This window comes from Janthinobacterium sp. C22, from assembly GCF_057919405.1.
This window is the reverse complement of record NZ_CP193659.1, coordinates 461,826-487,883: the sequence shown is the minus strand read 5'-3', so window position 1 is coordinate 487,883 and position 26,058 is coordinate 461,826. Positions and strand designations below refer to the sequence as shown.

Here is a 26,058-nt window from a genome sequence, read left to right as displayed (position 1 = left end):
TCCACCGCTCCACCTCCCCTTTAAATACATGCCTCCGCGTCCTGGAGCGTGTACTGCCGTTTTTTTAGGCATGATCACGCCTGAAATGTCCCTGACGCCCCTGCCGTTGTCGGTTTGCAACCTCCAAAGTCACCCAGCCATCGATATCAAAATTGATATCGAAACAGTGGAAAAATTGATTGGAGAGATTATCGCCCAGCCCCTAAGATAAACGCCGAGCATGCGCACGACATGCAAGCAGCACAAAAAATATCAATACAATATCTGGAGATTCATGATGCGCAACGCCACCGGCCCGCTCGCGGCCACTTTCCCTCGTCCATTCATGTTGAAGGCAGCCGTCGCGGCATTGGCCGGTATCGGCTTGCTGAGCACGGCTTCGGTCTGGGCGCAGGATGCAGTGGCGGCCGATGCCAGTGCCGAGCCTGCCGCGGAAGTGGCTGTCGTGACCGTCAGCGGCGTGCGCCGCTCGGCGCAAAATTCGCAGCAGATCAAGATGCGCTCGGACCAGGTCATCGATTCCATCGTCGCCGACGACATCGGCAAATTCCCCGATAACAACGTGGCCGAGACCCTGGCGCGCATTTCCGGCATCCAGATCCGCCGCGATTCGGGCGAAGCCAGCGCCGTCATGATCCGCGGCTTGCGCGATGTCACGACCCTGCTCAACGGCCGCGAGCTGTTCACCACCACGGGCCGCTATGTCAACCTGGCCGACATTCCCGCCACCATGCTGCAGCGCGTGGACGTGTACAAGTCGCAGGGCGCCGACCAGGTCGAAGGCGGCGTGGCCGGCATCATCGACGTGCGGACCAACCGTCCGTTCGACTTCAAGGAGTTCACGGCCAGCGTGAATACGCGTGCCGTCTACAGCGACAAATCGAAAGCCACGGACCCGAACGTCAGCGGCATGGTGGCGAACCGCTGGAAGACGGGCATCGGCGAGGTGGGCGCGCTGCTGGGCCTGTCGCAGCAGCAACACCGTTACCACGAGGAACGCGCGTTCAATACGGCGCCCGTGGACAAGAGTTATTTTTCGCCCGGCCTGACGGCGCCGGACCAGGTGGGCTTGTTGCCGATCAAGGGTGACCGCCGCCGCACGACCGCCAATGCCGTGTTGCAATGGCGCCCGAACGCCGACGTCGAACTGTATGCCGAAGGCATGGCCACGCGCTTCCTGCTCGACGCCGAGTCCGATTACTTCGTCGGCTTGCCCTGGTGGGGCACGCCCGTGTCGGCGACCAGGATTCCCGGCAGCAACCAGCTGCAAACCCTGACCTCGACCAACGTCAACACCATCATGTCGACGCAGGCGAACAAGAACCAGACGAAGACGCACCAGTTTGCCGTGGGCGGCTTGTGGGATATCAACCCGGAGTGGCGTTTCACGTCGGAAGTGGCCAGGACCAAAAGCACGTTCACATGGCGCAACCCCATCCTCGATGCCATCACGCAGGTGCCGAATGCCACCATCAATACCAACCAGAACGGTACCCTGCACGTCGACTACACGGGCATCGATTTGCAAGACCCGTCGAACTACTATCTGAAGGGCTTCTTCGACCGCTACGGCAAGGACCAGGGCAGCTCGAACGATGTGCGCGCCGACCTGGCGTACACGCCGAGCGCCGGCGGCATTTTCAAGGAAATCAGCGTCGGCGTGCGCGGCGTCAAGCGCGAAGCCGAATCGATCAAGAGTTTCGAGGGCAATGCGGAAGCACCGGACGTGTCCGGCGCCGCGTTTCCGTTCAGCCGCCAGAGCGTGACGTCGATTCCGGGCCTCAATTGCCTGTCGGAATCGATGTCCGGCGGCGGCCCCGACTATGGCTTGAAGCAGTGGTACACGCCGTGCGCCAGCTTCCTGCTCAATAACACGGGCACCGTGCGCCAAGCCGTCACGGGCAGCAGCGCGGCGCGCGCCATGGATCCGGGTTCGTTCTTCAAGGATACGGAAAAGACGTATTCGATCTATACCAAGGCGAAGGTCGCCTTCAAGCTGGGCGCCTACCCCGTCGACGGCACCGTGGGCGTGCGCGTCGTGCGCACCGAACAAAGCCTGCAGGGCAATACTTCCGAAGATGGCGTGTACACGCCCGTCGTCAGCGACACGGCCAGCACCGACGTGCTGCCGAGCGTGGCCCTGAAAATCAAGCTGCGTTCCGACCTGGTCGGCCGCTTCGCCGCGGGCCGCACCATCAGCCGCCCCGGCTTTTCCCAGCTGAACCCGGGCGTGGCCCTCGTCAACTCGACGGAAACGGTGAAGGCGACGGGCGCGGGCGGCAATCCGAACTTGAAGCCGGTGACGGGCGACAATGTCGATGCCGCGCTGGAATGGTATTTCGCGCCAGCCGGGTCCGTCACGGCTACCGTGTTCCACCACAAGTTCGACGGCTATATCCAGCAACGCATTGCCAGCGAAACCATCGGTGGCAAGACCTACGACGTGGACCGTCCGTACAACACGGCCGCCGGCAAGCTGCAAGGCCTGGAAATCGGCTACCAGCAGTTTTATGACGGCTTGCCCGGCATCCTGAGTGGCCTGGGCCTGCAGGCGAACGGCACCTACATGAGCGGCACCACCGACGACGAGACGGGCAGCCATGCCATCACGGGCGTGTCGCGCTACTCGTACAACCTGGTGCTGCTGTACGAAAAGGATGCGTGGTCGGGCCGCCTGGCCTACAACTGGCGCTCGAAATTCATCGACAGCTACAACCAGGGCGGCCCCGGCCTGGACTTGAAAGTGGCGCCGACGGCCCAGCTCGACGGTTCGCTGTCGTACAAGATCAACGAGCAGTTCACGGTAACCCTCGATGGGAATAACTTGCTCGACACCAAGTTCAAGGATTACTGGAACGAGCCGGGCGTGTATGCGCGCGATACGCGGCGCTATGACCGCACGGTAGGGTTATCACTGCGCTGGAAAATGTAAGTTGATCGCACAGTAAAAAATCAAGGGCGTTGCCATGGTTTCGGCCGGCAGCGCCCCTGTCAGTTGGGCAGTCACGCACGATTCATCATCAAAAGAATGGACGGAAAGCATGGAGACGCAAAAATTATCCACCGTTGAAAAGGTCGGCTTCGGCGCCGGCGACATGGCGCTCAATGTCGTCATCTCGTCGATGATGCTGATCATCACCTTTTTCTATACCGATATCTATGGCTTGAAAACCACGGATCTTGCCCTGCTGTTCGTGGCCGTGAAAGTCATCGGCGCCATCGCCGACCTGGTCATGGGCCAGATCACCGACCGCTACAGCTTTGCCTCGGGCCGCTACCGCCCGTATCTGCTGTGGCTGGCCGTGCCGTATGGCGTCAGCGTCTTCTTCGTCTTCAGCACGCCCGAGTGGCAATATGACGCCAAGCTGATCTGGGCATATTCGACGTATATCCTGATGACCATCATGACGGCCGGCGTGGGCATCCCCTATATTTCCCTGATCAGCGGCCTCACCAGCGACCCGCAGGACCGCCTGTCGGCCAACGGCTACCGTTTGTTCTTCGCCAAGATCGGCGCCTTCATGGTGACCATCGTCGTGCCTATCCTGTCGCAGCGCTGGGGCGGCGGCAACCCGGCCGTCGGCTACCAGGCGGCCATGGCCGTGATGGCCGTCATGGGCGTGGCCCTGTTCCTGTTCTGCTATTTTTCCACCACCGAGCGTGTCGTGCACGTGGTGGAAAAACAGTCCTTGCTGGAACAGTTGAAAGTGCTGCTGCAGAACGACCAGTGGCTGGTGCTGTGCGGCGTGTGCGTCACGGGCACCATCGGTTATGTGGTGCGCGGCTCCGTCGCCATTTATTACGCGAAATACTATCTGGGTGGCAATACGGAAACGGTGGCCGCCTTTTTGACCACGGGCGTGGTGGCCGCCATCCTGGCCATGATCGCCTCGACCTGGATCACCAAGTTCTACTGCAAGGTAAAGCTGTTCCGCTACACGCAGATCGGCGTCGCACTGATCAGCCTGGCGATCTATTTCTTCGTGAAGCCGAGCGACACCGTGCTGGCCTTCGCCCTGTATTTCCTGCTGTCCTTCGTGGTGGACTTGCATGCGCCCGTGTTCTGGTCGGCCATCGCGGAAACCATCGATTACGGTCAAGTCAAGACGGGCAAGCGCGTCTCCGGCTTCGCGTTTGGCGGCATTTCCGTGTGCCAGAAGGCGGGCATGGCGGTGGCAGGCGGCCTGGTGGGCGTGCTGCTCGCGTACTTCGACTACCAGCCCAACCATGAACAAACGCAATTCGCCCTGAACGGCATCGCCCTGATGCTGTCGGTCATCCCCGGCTTCTTCCACTTGCTGATGGGCTTGCTGATGTTCAAGTACCGCATCAGCGACAGCTATTACACGGGAGTGAAAACCGAAATGCACAAGCGCGGCTACGTGGCTGCGTAAGAATAATTGAATGGAGTAAGCAACATGGCAGACGTCTTGAAACCGCTGATCGAACAGCGCGCCGACCCGCATATCTACCGCCACAGCGACGGCTATTATTACTTTACGGCGTCCGTGCCCCAGTACGACCGCATCGAACTGCGCCGTGCCGCCAGCATCGCCGGCCTGGCCGACGCGCAAACGGTCGACGTGTGGCACAAGCCGGATACGGGGCCGTACAGCGAGCTGGTGTGGGCGCCCGAGCTGCACTTCAACCAGGGCGCCTGGTATGTGTATTTCGCCGCCGCGCCGAGCCGCGAAATCAAGCATAAGCTGTTCCAGCACCGCATGTATGCGATCCGTAACACGAACGCCAACCCGCTCGAAGGCGAATGGGAATTCATGGGACAGATCGACACGGGCATCGACACCTTCTGCCTGGATGCCACCACTTTTACGCACGACGGCGTGCTGTACTACCTGTGGGCGCAGAAGGATGTCGCCATCGAAGGCAATTCGAACCTGTATATCGCGCCGATGGCTACGCCGTGGCAGCTGGCCGGCCCGCCCGTGATGCTGAGCAAGCCGGAATTCGACTGGGAAATCCGCGGCTTCTGGGTCAACGAGGGACCCTCCGTGCTGAAACGCAATGGCAAGATCTTCATCAGCTATTCGGCCAGCGCCACCGATGAAAACTACGCGATGGGCTTGTTGTGGGCCGATGCCACGGCCGACCTGCTCGATCCGGCGGCGTGGACGAAGTCGCCCGCGCCCGTGTTTGCCACCTGCTATGAGCACGGCATCTACGGCCCCGGCCACAACAGCTTTACGACGGCCGCCGATGGCGATGGCGTATTGCTGGTGTACCATGCCCGCACCTACACGGAAATCGTTGGCGACCCGCTGTGGAACCCGGACCGCCACACGTTTGTCAAACCGCTGCGCTGGGATGCGCAGGGCATGCCCGTGTTTGGCCGCTCATCGACCCTGTAAACCCTGGACCCGACGCCATGACCCCAGTTGATTCTGTTTCAGTGACGCAAGCGCCGTTCGGCGTCCTGCCCGGCGGCGACCACGTCACTGTGTTTACCCTGACGAACCGCCAGGGCATGCAGGTGAAAGTGCTCGACTTTGGCGCCATCATCAGCGAAATCCACGTGCCGGACCGCACTGGTGCCTTTGCCGACGTGGTGCTCGGATTCGAGCGCATCGAGCCGTATCTGCACAACGGCGCTTTCCTGGGCGCCGTCATCGGGCGCTACGGCAACCGCATTGCCGGAGGCCGTTTCAGCCTCGACGGCAAGGATTACCAGCTGGCCGTCAACAACGCACCGAATCACTTGCATGGCGGAAACCAAGGCTATCACCAGGTGATGTGGCAGGCCGAACCGTTCACGAAGGAAGACGCCGTGGGCGTCACGTTCACGCGCAGCAGCCCGCACGGCGAAGACGGCTACCCGGGCAAGCTCGACGTCACGCTGACCTATGAGCTGGACAACGATAATGCGCTGAGCCTGCGCTACCATGCCATCACGGACCTGGCCACGCCCGTCAACCTGACCAACCACAGCTATTTCAACTTGGCAGGGCAGGGCCATATCCTTGGCCACGAAGTGTCCGTCAATGCGGACCGTTACCTGCCCGTCGATGTCGGTTCGATTCCCACGGGCGAGCTGGCGGACGTCACCGGCACGCCATTCGACTTGCGCCAGAGCACCGTCATCGGCGACAGCATTGACTTGCCGCATGAACAGATCCGCATCGGCCGCGGCTACGACCATAATTTTGTGCTGAATCAACAACCCGGTCAGCTGCTGAACCTGGCGGCCACCGTGCGCGATCCGCAATCGGGCCGGGTGATGCAGGTGTACACGCAGGAACCGGGCATCCAGTTTTATTCCGGCAATTTCCTCGACAGCAGCCAGTACGGCAAGCTGCGCGCCATCAGCTACCGCAGCGCGCTGTGCCTGGAAACCCAGCATTTCCCCGATGCGCCGAACCAGGCGCATTTCCCGAACACCATCTTGCGCCCGGGCGAGGAATACCGGACGGAAACTGTCTACCGGTTTTCCGTAGAGTAATCGTCTAACCCCCAATACCTCCACGACCTGCCGCCACGCGCCCGCAGGGCGTTTTCATTGGTGCATGCCGATATCGTTTTCGATATCGGAACGCATTAAAAATTGATTGGAAAGGCATGGCAGGATTCTTTAGTATTCCAACATCGCTGCCCGGGCCGACGACCTTAGATCCGGCATGGCACAACCAGGAGAATGGCATGTCTGAGACAAAAAGAAGGTGGCCCTGCGCTCCGCCGAGTGGTTCGGCTCGCAGGACAAGAACGGCTTCATGTACCGCAGCTGGATGAAAAACCAGGGCATACCTGACCACGAATTTCACGGCAAGCCCATCATCGGCATCTGCAATACCTGGTCCGAACTGACCCCCTGCAACGCGCATTTCCGCCAGCTGGCCGAGCACGTCAAGCGCGGCATCCTGGAAGCGGGCGGTTTCCCAGTGGAATTCCCTGTCTTCTCGAACGGCGAATCGAATCTGCGCCCGACAGCCATGCTGACGCGCAACCTGGCGTCGATGGACGTGGAAGAGTCGATCCGCGGCAATCCGATGGACGCCGTCGTGCTGCTGGTCGGCTGCGACAAGACGACGCCGGCGTTGCTGATGGGCGCGGCCAGCGTCGACATTCCCACCATCGTCGTCAGCGGCGGCCCCATGCTGAACGGCAAGCTGAACGGCAAGGACATCGGTTCCGGCACGGCCGTATGGCAGTTGCACGAGCAGATGAAGGCGGGATCGATCACCCTGCACCAGTTCATGTCGGCCGAATCGGGCATGTCGCGCTCGGCAGGCACCTGCAACACCATGGGTACGGCCTCGACCATGGCCAGCATGGCCGAAGCGCTGGGCACGTCCTTGCCGCACAACGCGGCCATTCCCGCCGTCGATTCGCGCCGCTACGTGCTGGCGCATATGTCGGGCATCCGCATCGTTGAAATGGTGCACGAAGACCTGCGCCTGTCGAAAGTGCTGACGCGCGAGGCGTTTGAAAATGCCATCAAGGTCAATGCGGCCATCGGCGGCTCGACCAATGCCGTGATCCATTTGAAAGCCATTGCCGGGCGCATCGGCGTGCCGCTGGAGCTGGAAGACTGGACGAAAACGGGCCGCGGCACGCCGACCATCGTCGACCTGCTGCCGTCGGGCCGTTTCCTGATGGAAGAGTTTTACTACGCGGGCGGCTTGCCGGCCGTGATACGCCGCCTGGGCGAGGGTGACTTGCTGCCGCACAAGAATGCCTTGACCGTCAACGGCAAGTCGATCTGGGACAACTGCGTCGAAGCGCCGATCTACAACGATGAAGTGGTGCGCACGCTGGACAACCCGCTGCTGGCCGATGGCGGCATCTGCGTGCTGCGCGGCAACCTGGCGCCACGCGGCGCCGTGCTGAAACCATCGGCCGCTTCGCCGCATTTGATGCAGCACCGGGGCAAGGCCGTCGTGTTCGAGGATTTCGAGCACTATAAATCGCGCATCCTCGATCCGGACCTCGACGTCGATGCCAATTCCGTGCTGGTGATGAAAAATTGCGGCCCGAAAGGCTATCCGGGCATGGCCGAAGTGGGCAACATGGGCTTGCCGCCGAAACTGCTGGCGCAAGGCATCACCGACATGGTGCGCATCTCGGACGCGCGCATGAGCGGCACCGCCTACGGCACCGTCGTCCTGCACGTGGCGCCGGAAGCCATGGCGGGCGGCCCGCTGGGTATCGTCAGGGATGGCGACATGATCGCCCTCGACTGCCACGCCGGCAGCCTGAACCTCGACATCAGCGACGCGGAAATCGCCGAGCGCCTGGCGGCCCGCGAACTGGGCAGCGCGCCCGGACCGAAGAGCGGCTACCAGCAGCTGTACATCGAACACGTGTTGCAGGCCGACGAAGGCTGCGATTTCGACTTCCTGGTCGGCAATCGCGGTTCCGCCGTGCCGCGCCACTCACATTAAGCGGAGAATCCCATGCTGTTGCTGCAATTTACGAATGAACATGGCGGCCGCCTCGTCGGCCTGCTGCAAGACGACGTCATCCGCGTTATCGAAGGCTACAACACGACGTATGCGCTGGCGCAAGACGCCATCCGCAAGAAGGTGAGCCTGGCGGAACTGGTGAACGCCAGCGTCGGCAACGCCACGCATGCGTATGCGGATGTGGCCGCCAGCGGCCGTTTGCTGGCGCCGCTCGACCATGCGGACGAGGCGCACTGCTACGTGACGGGCACGGGCCTGACCCATTTGGGCAGCGCCGGCGCGCGTGACGCCATGCACAAGAAGATCGGCGGCGACGCTGATTCCTTGAGCGACTCCATGAAAATGTTCCGCCTGGGCGTGGAAGGCGGCAAGCCGGCCGACGGCACGGCCGGCGCCCAGCCCGAGTGGTTCTATAAAGGCGACGGCTCCATCGTGCGCGCTGGCGGCCAGCCCTGCGCATGCCGGACTTTGCCCTCGACGGCGGCGAAGAGCCGGAAATCGCCGGCCTGTACGTGATCGGCGACGACGGCCAGCCTTACCGGGTCGGCTACGCCATCGGCAATGAATTCTCGGATCACGTGACGGAACGCCAGAACTATCTGTACCTGGCCCACTCGAAGCTGCGCGTCTGCAGCGTGGGCCCGGCCCTGCTGGTGGGCGAATTGCCCGCGCATATAGCCGGCGCCTCGCGCGTGCTCGATGCGGCCGGCAAGGTGCGCTGGGAAAAGGCGTTCGTCAGCGGCGAAGACAATATGTCGCACACGATTGCCAACCTCGAGCACCATCACTTCAAGTATCCGCTGTTCAAGCGCCCTGGCGACGTGCACGTGCATTTCTTCGGCACGGCCACCCTGAGCTTTGCCGATGGCGTGAGCGTGGCGCCGGGCGAAACCTTTGAAATCGAAGCGCCGGCCTTTGGCCCTGCCTTGCGCAACCGCCTCGACCTCTTCCCAACCGAATTTGCGAAAGTGAGCACATTATGAGTTTCAATATCACCGGTGATGCATTGATCGGCGGCGTCGCCGTCAAGGGCAATGGCGGCTCCTTCGAAGCGTGGGACCCGGCCGCGCGCGCGCACATCGCGCCCGCCTTCCACATGGTTGACGTAGCGCAAATCGATACAGCCTGCCGCCTGGCGCAAGCCGCATTCGACCCGTTCCGCGCCACCAGTGATGCGCAGCGTGCCGACTTTTTGGACACCATCGCCGCGCAAATCGGTGAACTGGGCGACGAGCTGATCGTGCGCGCCATGACGGAAAGCGGCTTGCCGCGCGCGCGCCTGGAAGGTGAACGCGGCCGCACCGTCGGTCAATTAAAACTGTTCGCGGGCTTGCTGCGCGAAGGATCGTGGACCGATGCGCGCATCGATTCGGCGTTGCCCGACCGCGTGCCGCCGCGTCCTGACTTGCGTTTGCGCATGATCGGCCTGGGCCCCGTCGCCGTGTTTGCGGCCAGTAACTTCCCGCTGGCCTTCTCCGTCGCCGGCGGCGATACGGCCTCGGCCCTGGCTGCCGGCTGCCCCGTCGTGCTGAAAGCCCATTCGGCCCATCCGGGCACGTCCGAGCTGGTGGCGCGCGCCATCGTCAAGGCGATTGCCCTCTGCCAGCTGCCGGCCGGCGTGTTCGCCTTGCTGACGGGCACGGGCAATGGCATCGGCCAGGCGCTGGTCGCCCATCCGGCCATCCAGGCCGTCGGTTTCACGGGTTCGCGTTCGGGCGGCATCGCCCTGATGAAGGTGGCGGCCGAACGCCCGCAGCCGATCCCCGTGTATGCGGAAATGAGCAGCATCAACCCCGTGTTTGTGCTGCCGCAAGCTTTGGCCGCTCGTGGCGCGGCGATCGCCAGCGGTTTTGCCGCCTCGCTGACGATGGGCGTGGGCCAGTTCTGCACCAATCCCGGCCTCGTGCTGGGTCTGGAAGGCCCTGACTTCACGGCGTTTGCCGCCGCCGCCGCCGAAGCGCTGGCGCCGGCTCCGGCCGCCACCATGTTGACGGCCGGCATCGCCAGCAGCTATGCCAAGGGCGTGGCCGCGCTGGCGCAGCATGCCGATGTCACGCCGCTGGTGCGAAACACGGGCGACGAAGGCAAGGGCGCCGCGGCCCTGTTCGTCACCTCGGGCGAGGCGTTTTTGGCCAGGCACGATCTGCGCGACGAAGTGTTCGGTCCCGCTTCCCTGCTGGTGGCGTGCCGCGACATCGAGCAAATGCTGGCGATCACGGAAAGCCTGGAAGGCCAGCTGACGGCCACCCTGCAGATGGATGCGGGCGACCTGGACGATGCGCGCCGCCTGCTGCCCGTGCTGGAGCGCCGCGTGGGCCGTATCCTGGCCAACGGTTTCCCGACGGGGGTGGAAGTGTCGACGGCCATGGTGCACGGCGGCCCGTTCCCGGCCACCTCGGACGGCCGCAGCACGTCGGTAGGCACGGCAGCCATCAACCGTTTCCTGCGCCCCGTGTCTTACCAGAACCTGCCGCAGGACTTGCTGCCGGAGTCGCTGCGCGATGATAATCCGCTCAGTATCTGGCGCCGCAAGGACGGCGTGTTGGGCAAGGAATAACAACACGGCGAGCCGCATATCGAATGCGGTACGCTGCGGTGCACGTGTACATAAAAATAAACAGGTGGAGACAAGATGAAGCAATTGGCGAAATATGGCAGCTTGCAGGGCAAGCGCGTGTTCATCACGGGCGGCGGCAGCGGCATCGGCGAATCCCTGGTGGCGGAGTTTGCCGCCCAGGGCGCGCTGGTGGCGTTTGTCGACATCGCCGTGGAAGCGAGCGAGGCCCTGTGCCGCCGCCTGGCTGAAGCGGGCCTGGCGGCGCCACTGTTCCGCCATTGCGACATCACGGATATTGCTTCCCTGCAAGCCGTCATGGCGGAACTGGCGCAGAAGCTGGGCGACTTCGATATCCTCGTCAACAACGCGGCCAACGACCAGCGCCACCAGGCGCAGGACGTGACCCTGGAATACTGGAACGAGCGCATTGCGATCAATCAACGTCCCATGTTCTTCACCTGCCAGGCCGTCTTCGAAGGCATGAAGCGCAAGGGCGGCGGTTCCATCATCAACGTCAGCTCGATTTCCTGGCACATGAAGTCGGGCGGCTACCCTGTGTACGCCACCACCAAGGCGGCCGTCGTGGGCCTCACGCGGGGCCTGGCGCGCGACTATGGCGCCCACAATATCCGCGTCAACACGGTCACGCCCGGCTGGGTCATGACGCAGCGCCAGATCGACCTGTGGGTCGACGAGGCGGCGGAAGCGGAAATCAAGAAAAGCCAGTGCCTGCCGAATAAACTGATGCCGCAGGACATCGCCGCCATGGTGTTGTTCCTTGCCTCCGATGACGGCGCGATGTGCTCCAGTCAGGAATTCATCGTCGATGCCGGCTGGGTTTGACAAAACGTCCAGGGCGTTGTTGCAGGGGTGGAAGTCATCGTACTGATGTACTAGCGTACTGTCTTCGCCCCTGCGCCTAGCCCTGGGCGTTTTGTCGGGCGCGGGTTTTTCCGCAGCTACCCCTTTCCCTTTTGCAACACCGCTCTTGCCGCCCCAACCCCGCGGCAGGAGAGGCATCGCCACATCCAGATTTTGCCGGGGTTGACCCGGCCCTTGCTTTTCACTAAAAAACAGGAGACAGCATGAAATTCATCCATACCAGCATCGTGGCCCTCAGCCTGGCCATGGCCGTCGGCGGCGCCTTTGCCGCGCCCGTCAAGGTCACCATCGATGTGGCCAAGCCCGGTCCCGTGATCAACAAGAACGTGTATGGCCAGTTCGCCGAACACCTGGGCACCGGCATCTACGAAGGCATGTGGGTGGGGCCGGAGTCCAGCATTCCGAACACCAAGGGCTGGCGCAATGACGTGCTGGGCGCGCTGAAACAGTTGCACGTGCCGCTGGTGCGCTGGCCGGGCGGCTGTTTTGCCGATGAATACCACTGGAAGGATGGCATCGGCGCGCGCGAGAAGCGCCCGACGAAGGTCAACACCAACTGGGGCGGCGTGGAAGAGTCGAACGCCGTCGGCACGCATGAATTCTTCGACCTGGCCGAGCTCTTGGGCGCACAGACCTATATCAACGGCAACCTCGGTTCGGGCACGCCGCAGGAAATGTCCGAATGGCTCGAATACATGACGTCGGACAGTAAATCCACCCTGGCCGAGCTGCGTCGCAAGAATGGCCGCGCCCAGCCATACAAAGTCGATTACTTTGGCATCGGCAATGAAGCCTGGGGTTGCGGCGGCAATATGCGCCCGCAGTACTATGCCGACCTGTACAAGCACTATCACACCTTCATGAAGACGCCGGAAAGCGCGCGCCCGAAATTCATCGCCAGCGGCGGCAATGACGACGACATCAGCTGGTCCAGCACCCTGAGCCGCGAAATCAAGCCGAACATGATGGATGCCATCAGTTTCCACTACTACACGGTGCCGACCGGTGTCTGGGAAAAGAAGGGCGCCGCCACGGGCTTTGGCGAAGATCAATGGATATCCACCCTGAGCCGCACCCTGCGCATCGATAGCTTGATCAAGAACAATCTCGCCGCCATCGACAAGAACGACCCGTCGAAAAAGACGGGCCTGTACGTCGATGAATGGGGCACCTGGTACGACGTGGAACCGGGCACCAACACGGGCTTCCTGTTCCAGCAAAACAGCTTGCGCGACGCGCTCGTCGCCGCCCTGAACTTCAATATCTTCCACGCCCATGCGGACCGCGTGCGCATGACGAATATCGCGCAAATGGTCAACGTGCTGCAGGCGATGATCATCACGGACAAGGACAAATATTTCCTCACGCCGACGTATCACGCGTTTGAAATGTACGTGCCGTTCCAGGACGCCACTTCGCTGCCGGTCGCCATTCAGGGCAATGGCAAGTACAGCCTGGGCAAGGTCAGCATTCCTGAAGTGAGCGCTTCGGCCGCCCGTGGCAAGGATGGCAAGGTGTACTTGTCCCTGGTCAACACGAACCCGCATAAGGCCGTCGACGTCAACGTAGCACTGGCGGGCAAGCAAGTGGCCAGCGTGAACGGCCGCGTGCTGACCGCAGGCAAGATGGATGCCGTCAACAGCTTTGCGCAACCGCAAGCCGTGCAGCCGGTGGCGTTCAATGCCCAGGCGCAGGGCGGCAAGCTGACCGTGTCGGTGCCCGCCAAGGCCGTCGTGGTGGTGGCGGTCGAATAAACCTGCCGATTTTGAGGTATCCAGCCGGCCCGCATGACGGGCCGGCTGGCCATGTGGAGAACACGATGCACTTTTCGACAATGATGGCCTTGGCGGCCATGCTTGCCTTCATCCCCGCCCAAGCGGCCCAGGTCAGCGTACACGACCCCGTGATGGCCAGGGAAGGCGACACGTATTATTTGTACAGCACGGGCCCCGGCATTACCTTCTACAGCTCGAAAAACATGGTCGACTGGCGGCCGGAAGGGCGCGTCTTCGCGGGCCAGCCGACCTGGGCCAAGACGGCCGCACCGTCGTTTGACGACCATATCTGGGCGCCCGACGTGCAATTCCATGACGGCAAATATTACCTGTACTACTCCGTGTCCGGCTTCGGCAAGAACACCTCCGGCATCGGCGTGACCGTCAACACCACCCTGAATCCCCGCTCGCCCGATTACCGCTGGGTCGACCAGGGCATGCTGCTGCAATCGGTGCCCGAGCGCGACGAGTGGAACGCCATCGATTCGAACATCGTCACCGATGCGGCCGGTACGCCGTGGATGGCCTTCGGTTCGTTCTGGAACGGCATCAAGCTGGTGAAACTCAACGCGGACTGGAAAACCATTGCGGAACCACAAGAGTGGCATTCGCTGGCGCGCCGTGCGCCGCTGCCGCCACGGACGGGCGAATTCAAGCCCGCGCCCGAGGAAATCGAGGCGCCGTTCATCTTCCAGCGCGGCAACGATTACTTTCTCTTCGTCTCCTGGGGTTTGTGCTGCCAGAAGGAAAAAGCACCTACCACCTGGCCGTGGGCCGTGCCAGGAGCGTGACGGGGCCGTATCTGGACAAGGGTGGCCGCGACATGGCGCAGGGCGGCGGCACGGTGGTCTTGAAAGGCGACAAGGATTGGACGGGCCTGGGCCACAACAGCGCCTATAACTTTGACGGCAAGGATTATCTGGTGCTGCACGCCTACGAGACGGCGGATAACTATTTGCAGAAGCTCAAGATATTGCCCATGACGTGGGACAAGGACGGCTGGCCGCAGGTGGACCCGCGCGACTTGAATCGCTACCAGAGCCGTGAATTGCCGGCCGCCAAGCCCTAGGCGCCGCCATGAAAACAACCTGGTTGATGCTGGCGCTGGCCGCCGGCGGACTGGCCACGCCCGGCTTGCAGGCGGCCCAGCTGTTTCCCCTCTCGTCCGTGCGCCTGGGAGCGGGGCCGTTTCTCGATGCGCAGACGACGGACTTGCAGTATCTGCTGGCCTTCGACCCGGATAAGCTGCTGGCGCCATTTCGCCGCGAGGCGGGCTTGCCGCAGATCCAGCCCAGCTATGGCAACTGGGAATCGACGGGGCTCGACGGCCACATGGGCGGGCATTATCTGTCTGCGCTGGCCCTGATGGTGGCGTCCACGGGCGACGCCCAGGCGCGCGCGCGCCTCGACTACATGCTGGCGGAACTGAAGCAATGCCAGGACGCCAATGGCAATGGCTACCTCGGTGGCATTCCTGACGGCAATGCCGCCTGGCAAGCCATCGCCAAGGGAGAAATGCAGGCCGATACCTTCTCCGTCAACGGTAAATGGGTGCCGTGGTACAACCTGCACAAGGTATTCGCCGGCTTGCGCGACGCCTACCAGTACGCCGGCAATGTCGAGGCGAAGGCCATGCTGATCGCCTTGTCGGACTGGGCCGTGAAACTCTCGGCCTCCTTGTCCGACGCGCAGATGCAGGCCATGCTGCGCGCCGAGCACGGCGGCATGAACGAGGTGCTGGCCGACGTCTATGCGATGACGGGCGAGCAAAAGTATCTGGACCTGGCCGTGCGCTTCTCGCATCAAGCGGTCTTGCAACCTTTGGCGGCGCAACAGGACAAGCTGACGGGCCTGCATGCGAATACGCAAATCCCGAAAGTCATCGGCTTCGAGCGCATCGGCGCCTTGACGGGCCGGCGCGACTGGCAGCAGGCGGCGCAATTCTTTTGGCAAACCGTGCACGACAAGCGCACGGTGGCCATCGGCGGCAACAGCGTCAAGGAACATTTCCACGACGAACACGACTTTTCTTCGATGGTGGAAGAGGTGGAAGGGCCGGAAACCTGCAATACCTACAATATGCTCAAGCTCACGCAGCAGCTGTTCCGCCGAGACGAGCAGGTCCAATACGCGGATTACTACGAGCGCGCCCTGTACAACCATATCCTGTCGTCGCAGCGGCCCGGCACGGGCGGCTTCGTGTATTTCACGCCCATGCGCCCGAACCACTACCGCGTGTATTCGCAGGTGGACAAGGGCATGTGGTGCTGCGTGGGTTCCGGCATCGAAAGCCAGGCCAAATATGGCGAATTCATCTACGCTCACGACGCCGACGTCCTGTACGTGAACCTGTTCATGGCGTCCACCCTGGACTGGCAGGAGCAGGGCGTCAAGATTATCCAGAGCACGCAGTTCCCTGACCGCGACACGACGCGCATCACGCTTGGCCAATTCACGGGCAATAAAACCTTCAGCCTGAAGATCCGCTACCCGCAGTGGGTAGCCAAGGGCAAGCTGCGCGTCAAGCTCAATGGCAAGGCCCTGCGCGTGTCCGGCGCGCCCGGTGAATATGTGACCATTGCGCGCGCCTGGAAAACGGGCGACACGGTTGACGTCACATTGCCGATGACGACGCGCCTGGAACAGATGCCGGACCAGTCGAATTACTATGCCGTGCTGCACGGCCCCATCGTGCTGGCCGCCAGGACGCAGCCGTTCGCGTATGAACAACTGAACTATTTTGCCGATGACTCGCGCATGGGCCATATCGCCCAGGGGCAGGTGTGTCCGCTGGAATCGTCGTCCCTGTTCGTCAGCGATCAGAAGGATTTCATGCGGAGAATCCGCCCCGTGAAAGGCCAGCCGTTGACGTTCACGGCGCCCGGCTTGATCCAGGGCAAGGATGCGGCGGAGATAAAACTGATCCCGTTTTTCCGCCTGCACGACTCGCGCTACATGCTGTACTGGCCCGTCTCCACGCCCGCGAAACTGGCGCAGCTGCAGGACACGACGCGCCAGGCGGAAGCGCAGCGCCTGGCATTGGATGCGCTCACCATCGACCAGGTGGCGCCGGGACAGCAGCAGCCGGAATCCGACCATTTTTTCAAGGCCGAAGGGGGCGAGAACGGCATCTACAAGGGCCGGCACTGGCGCCATGCGACGGGCTGGTTCAGCTATGACCTCAGCGACCCGAAGAGCGAAGCGGCAACCCTGCGCCTGACCCTGTCCACCCTCGATGCGGGCCGCGTGTTCGACGTGCTGCTCAACGGCACGAAAGTGGCCACGGTGGCCGTGGCGGCCGATGCGCCGCAGGAGCTGCATACGGTGGATCTCGCCGTGCCTGCGGCTTTGGTAGCGGCCGCCAAGGGCAAGCTGGTCGTGAAATTTGTCGCCGGCAAGGACTCCGTGGCGGGCGGCCTGTACGGGCTGCGCCTGCTGCGCTGACGGGGAGGGGAGGATGGCCTCCCTCTACCGATACGCAAATCGGTATCGCAAGCGAAAAAGAATTGATTGGATGGCTATGTTGCTTTCTCCTACCATGGGTTCATAAAAAACCGCCCATCCGGCATCCGGCTGTGATGGTATTCCAATAAAAAACTGGAGACAAGAATGACCTTGAGCCGCCGCACCCTCCTCGCCAGCGCCATGCTGCTGGCCGCTTCCGCCACCACCTTCGCCACGCCTTCCGCGTTTGCCGCCAAGCCCCTCGTCATGGGCTTTTCGCAGGTGGGCGCCGAGAGCGAATGGCGCACCGCCAATACCGTCTCCATCAAGGAGGCGGCCAAGAAAGATGGCGTCACCCTGAAATTTGCCGATGCGCAGCAAAAGCAGGAAAACCAGGTCAAGGCGCTGCGCTCGTTCATCGCGCAAAAGGTCGACGTGATCGCCTTTTCGCCCGTCGTGGAATCGGGCTGGGATACCGTCTTGCGCGAAGCCAAGGCCGCCAAGATCCCCGTCATCCTGACGGACCGCGCCGTCAACGTGGCCGATAAATCGCTGTACGTGACCTTCATCGGTTCGGACTTCGTGGAAGAGGGCCGCCGCGCCGGCCAGTGGCTGCTCGAGCACGCCAAGAAAACCCCGGATGCCACGCTGAATATCGTCGAGCTGCAGGGCACGGTCGGTTCCGCGCCCGCCATCGACCGCAAGGCCGGCTTCCTGGAAGTGGTGGGCAAGAATCCGAAGATGAAGATCATCCGTTCGCAAACGGGCGACTTTACGCGCGCCAAGGGCAAGGAAGTGATGGAAGCGTTCCTGAAGGCGGAAGGCAAGAAGATCAACGTGCTGTACGCACACAATGACGACATGGCCATCGGCGCCATCCAGGCCATCGAAGAAGCGGGCATGAAACCGGGCAAGGACATCATCATCATCTCGATCGATGGCGTCAAAGGCGCGTTCGAAGCCATGATCGCCGGCAAGCTGAACGTCACCGTCGAGTGCAGCCCGCTGCTGGGTCCGCAATTGATGTCCATCGCCCGCGATGTGGTGGCCGGCAAGCCCGTGCCGGCGCGCATCACGACGGTGGAAGGCGTGTTCCCTGCCGAGGTGGCCGCCAAGGAATTTCCGAACCGTAAGTACTAAGCTTGCCGCATGATGAATACGCAAGCGCATCACACGGCCGCGCCAGCTCCCTTGCTGGAGTTGCGCGGCATCAGCAAATCCTTTCCCGGCGTCAAAGCCCTCAGCGACGTTGCCCTGCGCCTGTATCCGGGCGAAGTGCACACGTTGATGGGGCAAAACGGCGCCGGGAAATCGACCCTGATCAAGGTGCTGACGGGCGTCTACACGCCCGACAGCGGCCAGATTTTACTCGACGGCAAGCCCATCGCCCCCGCGTCCACCTCGGACGCGCAGGCGCTCGGCATCAGCACCGTGTACCAGGAAGTCAATCTGTGTCCGAACCTGTCGGTGGCGGAAAACATCTTTATCGGCCGCTACCCGCGCCGCTTTGGGGCTATCGACTGGCGTTCCATGCAGCAACAGGCGCGTGCCTTGCTGCAACAGTTGCAGATCGATATCGATGTCACGGCGCAATTGTCCAGCTTTCCGCTGGCCATCCAGCAAATGGTGGCCATTTCGCGCGCGCTGAATATTTCGGCCCGCGTGCTGATCCTCGACGAACCCACGTCCAGCCTGGACGAGGCGGAAGTCCATCTGCTGTTTTCCGTGCTGCGCCGTTTGCGCGAGCAGGGCATGGCAATCCTGTTCGTGACCCACTTTCTCGACCAGACCTATGCCATTTCCGACCGCATCACGGTCATGCGCAATGGCGAGCGCGAAGGCGAATACGCGTGCAGCGAACTGTCGCGCCTGGCGCTGGTCAATAAAATGATCGGCGTGGCGGCCGATACCCAAGCGCAAGAACTCGACCTGGCGCAAGAAGCGGGCGCGGCCAGCTTCGGTCCGAACGTGCTGGAAGCAACAGGGCTGGGCCGCAAGGGCGCCTTGCTGCCCATGGATTTCCACATCCGCCAGGGTGAATTGCTGGGCCTGGCCGGCTTGCTCGGTTCGGGCCGCACGGAACTGGCGCGCTTGCTGTTCGGCGCCGACAAGGCCGATTCGGGCACGATCACCATGCAGGGCCAGCCGCGCCAGTTCGCCGTGCCGCGCGACGCGATTGCCCGCGACATCGGTTTCTGCTCGGAAGACCGCAAGCACGAGGGGGCGATCCTGTCGCTGTCCGTGCGCGAAAACATCATCCTGGCCTTGCAAGCCCGCACCGGCTTGCTGCGCGCCATTCCGTTCAAACGCCAGCAGGCGCTGGCCGATGAATACGTGAAGGCGCTCGGCATCAAGACGGCCAGCATCGAAACGCCGATCGGCAGCCTGTCGGGCGGCAACCAGCAAAAGCCTTGCTGGCGCGCTGGCTGGTGACATCGCCCGCCATGCTGATTCTCGACGAACCGACGCGCGGCATCGACGTGCGCGCCAAGCAGGAAATCATGAGCTATGTGGCCAAACTGTGCCGCAAGGGCATGGCCATCCTGTTCATCTCGTCCGAACTGCCCGAAGTGCTGCGCTGCAGCGACCGCATCGTCGTCATGCGCGACCGCAAGGCCTGCGGCGACTATGCGCGCGGCGAGCTCGATGACAGTTCCGTGCTGCAAGTGATTGCCGGAGAGACCGCATGAGCGTATCCACTTCGTCGCCCGCCGCCCCTGCGGCGCGGGCGGCTGCCACCACGGATTCTTCCATTGTGCATACCGTTTTACACCACCCCCTGAGCCGGCCCCTGGCCGCGCTGTTGCTGCTGTTGCTGGTGGCCTTCTGCGCCATCCCCGGCTTTTTCCATCTGGAAATTCGCGACGGCCATTTGTACGGCAGCGTGATCGACATCGTCAACCGCGCCGCCCCCTGATGCTGGCGGCCCTGGGCATGACCCTCGTCATCGCCACGCGCGGCATCGACATTTCCGTGGGCGCCGTCGTGGCCCTGTCCGGCACCGTGGCGGCCATGCTGATCGGCGGCACCATGGTGATGGAGAACGGCGTGCCGACCTACGTGAGCAACATCCCCATGGGCTGGGCCCTGGCGGCGGCCCTGGGCGCGGCCCTGCTGTGCGGCGCCTGGAATGGCGTGCTGGTGGCCGGTCTCGGTTTGCAGCCCATCGTCGCCACCCTGATCCTGATGGTGGCGGGGCGTGGCCTGGCGCAATTGCTGACGGATGGACAGATCGTCACCGTCTACTATCAGCCCTTCTTTTTCATTGGCAGCGGTTACCTGTTCGGCTTGCCGTTCTCCCTGTTCCTCGTGGCGGCCGTGTTCATCATCACGGCCTTGCTGATGCGCAAAACGGCCCTGGGCCTGTTCATCCAGGCCGTCGGCATCAACCCCGTCGCCGCGCGCCTGGCCGGCATCCGGACGGCGACATTGATCTTTTTCGTCTACGTCTTTTGCGCCGCCTGCGCGGGCTTGTCGGGCTTGATGATCAGCTCGAACATCAAGAGCGCGGACGCGAACAATGCGGGCCTGATGCTGGAACTGGACGCCATCCTGGCCGTCACCCTGGGCGGGACGTCCTTGGCCGGCGGCAAGTTCAGCTTGGTCGGCAGCATGATCGGCGCCCTCATCATCCAGACCCTGACCTACACGATCTATTCGCTCGGTGTGCCGCCCGAAGTCAACATGGTCGTCAAGTCCGTCGTCGTCTTCCTCGTCTGCCTGTCGCAATCGTCGGAATTCAAGCAATTGCTGCATCGGAGAAAAGCATGAAGGGCTTGCTGCACACCCCGTATTTCACTTCGCTCGTCACGGTCTTGCTGCTGCTGGTGATGCTGGGCCTGGGCGGCGCCGCCTACCCGGGCTTGCTGTCCACGCAAGTGATCTTTAACCTGTTGATCGATAACGCCTTTTTGCTGGTGATCGCCGTCGGCATGACCTTCGTCATCGTCTCCGGCGGCATCGACTTGTCTGTCGGTTCCGTGCTGGCCCTGTCGACCATGATCGCCGCCTGGCTGCTGAACGTGGCGCACTGGCCGCCGCTCCTGGTGATCGCTACCGTGCTGGCGCTGGGCGCCGTGTTTGGCGCCGGCATGGGCGCGCTGATCCATTATTTCAAGTTGCAGCCCTTCATCGTCACGCTGGCCGGCATGTTTCTGGCGCGGGGCCTGTGCTATTTGATCAGCATCAATTCCATCACCATCGATGATCCGCTGTTCGTGGCCATGTCGCAGACGCAACTGGGCTTTCTCGGCGGCTTTGTCTCGCCCGGCGTCGTGATTGCCGTGCTGACCCTGCTGCTGGCCATCTGGCTGGCGCACGCCACGCCGTTCGGCCGCGCCGTGTATGCGATCGGCGGCAACGAGCAGTCGGCCCTGATGATGGGCTTGCCCGTGGGCCGCACCAAGGTCTTCATTTACGCCTTCAGCGGATTCTGTGCGTCCTTGGGCGGCGTGCTGTTTTCGTTCTACATGCTGTCCGGCTATGGCTTGCATGCGCAAGGCACGGAACTGGACGCGATTGCCGCCGTCGTCATCGGCGGCACCTTGCTCAGCGGCGGCTATGGCTACGTGGCGGGCGCGCTGTCCGGCGTGCTGGTGCTGGGCACCATCCAGACCCTGATCGCCTTCGACGGCACGCTCAGTTCGTGGTGGACCAAGATCGTCATCGGCGGCCTGCTGTTCGTCTTTTGCGTCGTGCAAAGACTGATGGCCATGGGCCAGAAAACCACCAAAGGGAGTTAATCGATGTTCCAGCAACACACACGTGCCGCCATCGGCATGGCGGCGGTGCTCGCCTGCGCGGCATGCGGCGCGCAGGCGGCCAACCCCATCGTGAAAAATATCTACACGGGCGATCCGGCCGCGCTGGTCGACAATGGCAGGGTGTATCTGTACGTGGGCCACGATGAAGCGAGCGCCACGGACACGGATTACCGGATGCACGAGTGGCGCGTGTATTCCTCGTGCGACATGGCCAACTGGACCGACCACGGCTCGCCCGTGCGTTACTCGACCTTCGCCTGGGCCGCCAAGGACGCGTGGGCGGGCGACATCGTCAAGCGCGGCAGCAAATACTATTTTTACTCGACCGTCGACCACAAGACCATCCCCGGCAAGGCCATCGGCGTGGCCGTGTCCGACAGCCCCACGGGCCCCTTCGTCGACGCGCGCGGCAGCGCCCTGATCACGAACGACATGACGCAGCAGACGGCGATCCCGTGGGACGACATTGACCCGGCCGTCTTCATCGACACGGATGGCCAAGCCTACCTTTACTGGGGCAACACGGTCTTGAAGTACGCCAAGCTCAAAGCCAACATGACGGAGCTCGATGGCCCGATCCTGACCTTCGGCATGGATGCGTTCACGGAAGCGGCCTATATGCACAAGCATGCGGGCACGTATTACTTGTCGTACTCGCGCAACTTCCCGGAAGAAACGGCATATGCGACGGGACCCACGCCGACGGGCCCCTGGCATTTCCGTGGCACCATCATGGACAAGAATGCCGTCGTGAAAACCATCCACCAGGCCATCATCGAGTTCAACGGCAAGTCCTACATCTTCTATCACAACGACAAGTTGCCAGGCGGCGGGGAATACCGGCGTTCCGTGGCCGTGGAAGAGCTGAAATACAAGCCCGACGGCACGATCGAATTCATCCACCAAACGGCTGGCCCGGCACCTAATCCCAGCGCCGCCTGCAAGGCACCGTGATCGCTGCTTGACGACGCTCAAAAAGGAGACAAACCGATATCTGGAATATCGATATTGAGTTAAAACTGATATCGATCATGATATGATTTATTCATGGATACCCTCAACCCCAACTGGTTCTTGCGAGCCCGCCTGAAGACGCGGCAATTGCTGCTGCTGATCGCCCTGGACGAGCAGCGCAACATCCACCGCGCGGCGGAAGAATTGCACATGACGCAGCCGGCCGCGTCCAAGCAAATCAAGGACCTGGAAGAGATGCTGGACGTGCGCCTGTTCGACAGGTTGCCGCGCGGTATGGAGCCGACCATCTACGGCGAAACGATGATACGCCACGCGCGCATGGCGTTAACTAGCCTGTCGCTGGCGCATGACGACATCGTCGCCCTGAAGTCGGGCCTGACGGGCCAGGTGGAAGTGGGTGTCATCATGACGCCGGCGATGGCCTTGCTGCCGCGCGCGATTGCCCGCATCAAGCAGCAGGCGCCGCTGATGCGCATCGGCGTGCATCTGGAACACAGCAACACCCTGATGGACATGCTGCAGCATGGCACCCTGGATTTCATGATCGGGCGCATCCTGGAAAAGGAAAGCAGCGCCGGACTCATCTACGAGGAATTGACGGAAGAGCCGGCCAGCGCCGTGGCGCGCAATGGCCACCCACTGCTGTCGCGCAAGAATCTGCAATTGAAGGACCTGGCGGGCCAGCCGTGGATCTTGCCGCCGCAAGGCAGCATCCTGCGCCACCGCTTCGACATGATGTTCCGCCGCGCCAGTCTGGAACCGCCCGTCGACGTGGTCGACACGACCGCCTTGCTGCTGATCACGTCCTTGCTGCAGCAGACGGATTCGCTGCACGTGATGCCGACGGAAGTGGCCCACTACTATGAATCGCTGAACGTGCTGAGCATTTTGCCGATTGAGCTGCCGTGCAAGATGGATGCCTTCGGCATCATCCGCCAGCAGGATCATCTGTTGTCGCCGGGGGCGGATATGTTGTTGAAAGCGGTACGCGCCACGGCCGCCGACATGTATTGATCCGAGGCGGTGGTTGTGTCGGATTACGCGTTCCGCTAATCCGACCTACGCATGGTCCGGTGACAGTAGGTCGGATTAGCCCGCAGGGCGTAATCCGACAATTGCCCGTTACCCCTAATCCGGCACCTCAAAGAAAAACAGCTGCACCAACCGGCCATTTTCCGGCGTGTCGCCAAACACATTGCTGATCGAGTGAAAGTAGTGGCCCTTGTAGACGATCAGGCGGTTATGGCGCATCGGCACTTCCAGCAGGGCTTGCCAACTGTCGCGCTGTTCCTGCAAGTCGTTGAATTTCTGCACTTTACTGTTCGGCAGCCAGCGCTTCTGGAAATCCTTGAAGCTGGCATAGCCGCCCGCTTTCACGTCCGCCTCGGGCAAGCGCCGGTACCAGCCGCTGGGCTGGTGGCGCCAGAACGTGGTGCCGCCCTGGCATTGCTCGGGCGGGTTCAGATACAGCACGCCCGCATAGAAATTGAAGTTATTGCCCGTCTCGTTATCCACGTGGATATCCGTGCGCGCCATCGCGTCCGCATAGCTGAGGCGATACGAGCCATTGTCGGGCGAGATGAAACGGATGGGGCGGCCCAGCGCCGTGGCGATGCGCTCCATGATGGCCTGGCTGGGCTGGCCCGCCGTCTGGCTGCCCGGATAGTTCTGTCCCGCATAGCGCTGCTGCTCGAACGGCAGCGCCAGCGCCTGGGCGCGCCAGGCGGCCGGATCGGGCAGGAAATCGTCGAGGATGTGCAGGTCGGTTTCACGGATAAAATCGTGTATGTCATCTGCGACATTGAGCGCCGTCAAAGTTTCGGCGTATTCCGCTTGCGGGCTGGCAAAGCCGATGCGGCAGGTTTGCGCCAGCGCCGGGTGCAGCGCCAGGCCTTGCGCATAGCGGGCCAAGGCCAGTTCCTGCTGTCCCGTGCGGTAATACAGCTCGGCCAGGCCTTGCAGGGTTTGCCAGCGCTGGGGGCGCAGGGCGTGGGCACGTTCCAGTTCCGCGATGGTCTCCATCAGCCGCTGTTTTCCCATCAGCAATTCCGCATGGCTGATGGCGAAATCGTGCTCGTGCGGCGCCAGCCGCGCCGCCGTGGCGTAGCTGGCCAGCGCCGCCTCGCTGTCCGTGCCGCGCAGCACGTTGCCGAGGTTGTAGTGGAACAGGGCGTTGTCGGGCTGTTGCTTGAGCGACAGTTTCAACAGGCCCAGGCCGATGGTGCCCTGGCCCAGTTCCAGCATCGCCAGGCCCTGGAAATGCTGGGCTTCGGCCAGGGCCGGGTCCTGTTTAAAAGCCGCCTGATAGGCGTTGATCGCTTCGATCAGCTTGCCTTGCTGCTGCAGTTGCCGGCCCTTGGCCAGCTGTTGTTCCGCCAGTGTCTGTTCGCCCATGTCAGTATCCCGATGCAATGTGGCGAACAGTGTAACCGAGCTCGTTCTACAGCGCCTGGCTGACGGGAATTTCCTGTCCGTTCAGCTTGATCGCCACCTTGACGATCTGCGCCTTGACCTGGTTGCTGGCCATGTCCGCTTCCTGGGCATAGGCGTACACGATGATGGCGAAATCCTTGTAGCCGCTGCGCGCCGCCTCGATCTTGCGCGCCGCGTCCTGGTCCACCTTCAGCAGCGAGTAGCCGTCGCCGTTGGTAAATGCCAGCTTGTAGTCGCCGTTGTCGTACATGTAGTAATACGTGCCCGCTTCGGCGAACTTGGCGGGGAAGGCGGCCTTGTCCATGGCGTACGGCGACAGCGCGCCCTGGCCGTTGATCTGGTAGCGCAGGTAGCGTTTCGTCTTCGCCTCATTGACCTTGGCGTCGATCTGCGGTTTCAGCGCGTCCAGCACTTCCTGCTTGCGGAAGGCGTCGTTGCTGCCCGCATATTCGCGCGAGATGCGCTGCGCCACGGCCGCATAGTCGGGCGGCACGCCGGACAGGGCGATGTAGCTGTACATCAGTTGATTGCCGCTGGTGATGTCGACATAGCTGGCGCTTGGCGTGCCCGGGTCCGCTTGCGGCAGGCTGGCGGCCGCCGCTTTTACCTGGGCTTTGGCGGCCATGTCGGCCACGCTGGTGGCGGGCGCCGAAGCCGCCGGCGTTGCATTCTCGGAGGGCTTGCCGCAGGCGGACAGCAGGATGGCGATGGCGAGCAGGGCGGGCAGGGTACGTTGCATGATATTTCCTTTAAGATCAGTTAAAAGGTAGTGACGGTTTTAATTTTTAGGGTTGTGAAAGTCACGGCAGCGCTGA

At 62.4% G+C, this 26,058-nt stretch carries 19 protein-coding genes and 2 pseudogenes; 19 read left to right on the top strand and 2 right to left on the bottom strand.

Annotation, left to right across the window (positions count from 1 at the left end; translation table 11 throughout):
* The first annotated feature begins 277 nt into the window (after nucleotides 1-277).
* From ACRHIG_RS02170 to ACRHIG_RS02080, 19 genes and pseudogenes are all read left to right on the top strand, one after another.
* Nucleotides 278-2,932 carry a TonB-dependent receptor gene (locus ACRHIG_RS02170; RefSeq protein WP_489629244.1) on the top strand — a complete coding sequence of 885 codons (2,655 nt, stop codon included), beginning with the start codon at nucleotides 278-280 and terminating at the stop codon, nucleotides 2,930-2,932.
* A 109-nt stretch (nucleotides 2,933-3,041) separates the two neighbouring features.
* Nucleotides 3,042-4,394 carry an MFS transporter gene (locus ACRHIG_RS02165; protein ID WP_475417091.1) on the top strand — a complete coding sequence of 451 codons (1,353 nt, stop codon included), beginning with the start codon at nucleotides 3,042-3,044 and terminating at the stop codon, nucleotides 4,392-4,394.
* A gap of 24 nt (nucleotides 4,395-4,418) precedes the next feature.
* Nucleotides 4,419-5,366 carry a glycoside hydrolase family 43 protein gene (locus ACRHIG_RS02160; protein ID WP_475417090.1) on the top strand — a complete coding sequence of 316 codons (948 nt, stop codon included), beginning with the start codon at nucleotides 4,419-4,421 and terminating at the stop codon, nucleotides 5,364-5,366.
* A gap of 17 nt (nucleotides 5,367-5,383) precedes the next feature.
* On the top strand, nucleotides 5,384-6,454 hold the full coding sequence (locus ACRHIG_RS02155) for an aldose epimerase family protein (RefSeq protein ID WP_489629243.1): 1,071 nt from the start codon (nucleotides 5,384-5,386) through the stop codon (nucleotides 6,452-6,454).
* 217 nt (nucleotides 6,455-6,671) lie between these two features.
* On the top strand, nucleotides 6,672-8,393 hold the full coding sequence (locus tag ACRHIG_RS02150; RefSeq protein ID WP_489629242.1) for an IlvD/Edd family dehydratase: 1,722 nt from the start codon (nucleotides 6,672-6,674) through the stop codon (nucleotides 8,391-8,393).
* A gap of 12 nt (nucleotides 8,394-8,405) precedes the next feature.
* Nucleotides 8,406-9,397: pseudogene (araD1, locus tag ACRHIG_RS02145) on the top strand (AraD1 family protein).
* Nucleotides 9,394-10,971, top strand: coding sequence for an aldehyde dehydrogenase (NADP(+)) (locus ACRHIG_RS02140; protein ID WP_489629241.1), 1,578 nt, complete (start codon nucleotides 9,394-9,396; stop codon nucleotides 10,969-10,971). Before araD1 ends, ACRHIG_RS02140 begins: the two are co-directional and overlap by 4 nt.
* Nucleotides 10,972-11,046: 75 nt before the next feature.
* Nucleotides 11,047-11,814 carry an SDR family NAD(P)-dependent oxidoreductase gene (locus ACRHIG_RS02135; protein WP_489629240.1) on the top strand — a complete coding sequence of 256 codons (768 nt, stop codon included), beginning with the start codon at nucleotides 11,047-11,049 and terminating at the stop codon, nucleotides 11,812-11,814.
* Between the two features lie 242 nt (nucleotides 11,815-12,056).
* A complete protein-coding gene (locus ACRHIG_RS02130; RefSeq protein WP_489629239.1) occupies nucleotides 12,057-13,607 on the top strand; it encodes an alpha-N-arabinofuranosidase in 1,551 nt (516 codons plus the stop codon).
* 65 nt (nucleotides 13,608-13,672) lie between these two features.
* Entirely contained in the window at nucleotides 13,673-14,419 is a 747-nt protein-coding gene (locus ACRHIG_RS02125; protein ID WP_489629238.1) for a family 43 glycosylhydrolase, read from the top strand.
* Complete coding sequence (locus ACRHIG_RS02120) at nucleotides 14,398-14,697, top strand: family 43 glycosylhydrolase (protein ID WP_489629237.1); 300 nt, start codon at nucleotides 14,398-14,400, stop codon at nucleotides 14,695-14,697. Before ACRHIG_RS02125 ends, ACRHIG_RS02120 begins: the two co-directional genes overlap by 22 nt.
* A gap of 8 nt (nucleotides 14,698-14,705) precedes the next feature.
* On the top strand, nucleotides 14,706-17,072 hold the full coding sequence (locus ACRHIG_RS02115; RefSeq protein WP_489629236.1) for a beta-L-arabinofuranosidase domain-containing protein: 2,367 nt from the start codon (nucleotides 14,706-14,708) through the stop codon (nucleotides 17,070-17,072).
* Nucleotides 17,073-17,237: 165 nt separating this feature from the next.
* The gene (locus ACRHIG_RS02110) at nucleotides 17,238-18,212 is read left to right on the top strand and encodes an ABC transporter substrate-binding protein (RefSeq protein ID WP_475417081.1); all 975 of its coding nucleotides are present in this window, start codon (nucleotides 17,238-17,240) and stop codon (nucleotides 18,210-18,212) included.
* Between the two features lie 9 nt (nucleotides 18,213-18,221).
* Nucleotides 18,222-19,505 (top strand): sugar ABC transporter ATP-binding protein, encoded by a 1,284-nt coding sequence (locus ACRHIG_RS02105; protein WP_489629235.1) that lies wholly within the window; start codon nucleotides 18,222-18,224, stop codon nucleotides 19,503-19,505.
* On the top strand, nucleotides 19,484-19,762 hold the full coding sequence (locus tag ACRHIG_RS02100) for a hypothetical protein (RefSeq protein ID WP_489629234.1): 279 nt from the start codon (nucleotides 19,484-19,486) through the stop codon (nucleotides 19,760-19,762). Before ACRHIG_RS02105 ends, ACRHIG_RS02100 begins: the two co-directional genes overlap by 22 nt.
* Nucleotides 19,759-20,843 (top strand): annotated as a pseudogene (locus ACRHIG_RS02095) (ABC transporter permease). Before ACRHIG_RS02100 ends, ACRHIG_RS02095 begins: the two are co-directional and overlap by 4 nt.
* Nucleotides 20,840-21,814, top strand: coding sequence for a galactofuranose ABC transporter, permease protein YjfF (gene yjfF / locus ACRHIG_RS02090; RefSeq protein WP_489629233.1), 975 nt, complete (start codon nucleotides 20,840-20,842; stop codon nucleotides 21,812-21,814). Before ACRHIG_RS02095 ends, yjfF begins: the two are co-directional and overlap by 4 nt.
* 3 nt (nucleotides 21,815-21,817) lie before the next feature.
* Nucleotides 21,818-22,789, top strand: coding sequence for a glycoside hydrolase family 43 protein (locus ACRHIG_RS02085; RefSeq protein WP_489629232.1), 972 nt, complete (start codon nucleotides 21,818-21,820; stop codon nucleotides 22,787-22,789).
* Nucleotides 22,790-22,882: 93 nt separating this feature from the next.
* Nucleotides 22,883-23,824, top strand: a complete 942-nt coding sequence (locus ACRHIG_RS02080) for a LysR family transcriptional regulator (protein WP_035823672.1) — start codon at nucleotides 22,883-22,885, stop codon at nucleotides 23,822-23,824.
* A 114-nt stretch (nucleotides 23,825-23,938) separates the two neighbouring features.
* Here the strand turns inward: ACRHIG_RS02080 and ACRHIG_RS02075 are convergent, their stop codons facing one another.
* Together ACRHIG_RS02075 and ACRHIG_RS02070 are read right to left on the bottom strand one after the other, a co-directional pair.
* Complete coding sequence (locus ACRHIG_RS02075; RefSeq protein WP_489629231.1) at nucleotides 23,939-25,204, bottom strand: DUF6445 family protein; 1,266 nt, start codon at nucleotides 25,202-25,204, stop codon at nucleotides 23,939-23,941.
* 46 nt (nucleotides 25,205-25,250) lie between these two features.
* Complete coding sequence (locus ACRHIG_RS02070; protein ID WP_489629230.1) at nucleotides 25,251-25,982, bottom strand: hypothetical protein; 732 nt, start codon at nucleotides 25,980-25,982, stop codon at nucleotides 25,251-25,253.
* Between the last annotated feature and the right edge of the window lie 76 nt (nucleotides 25,983-26,058).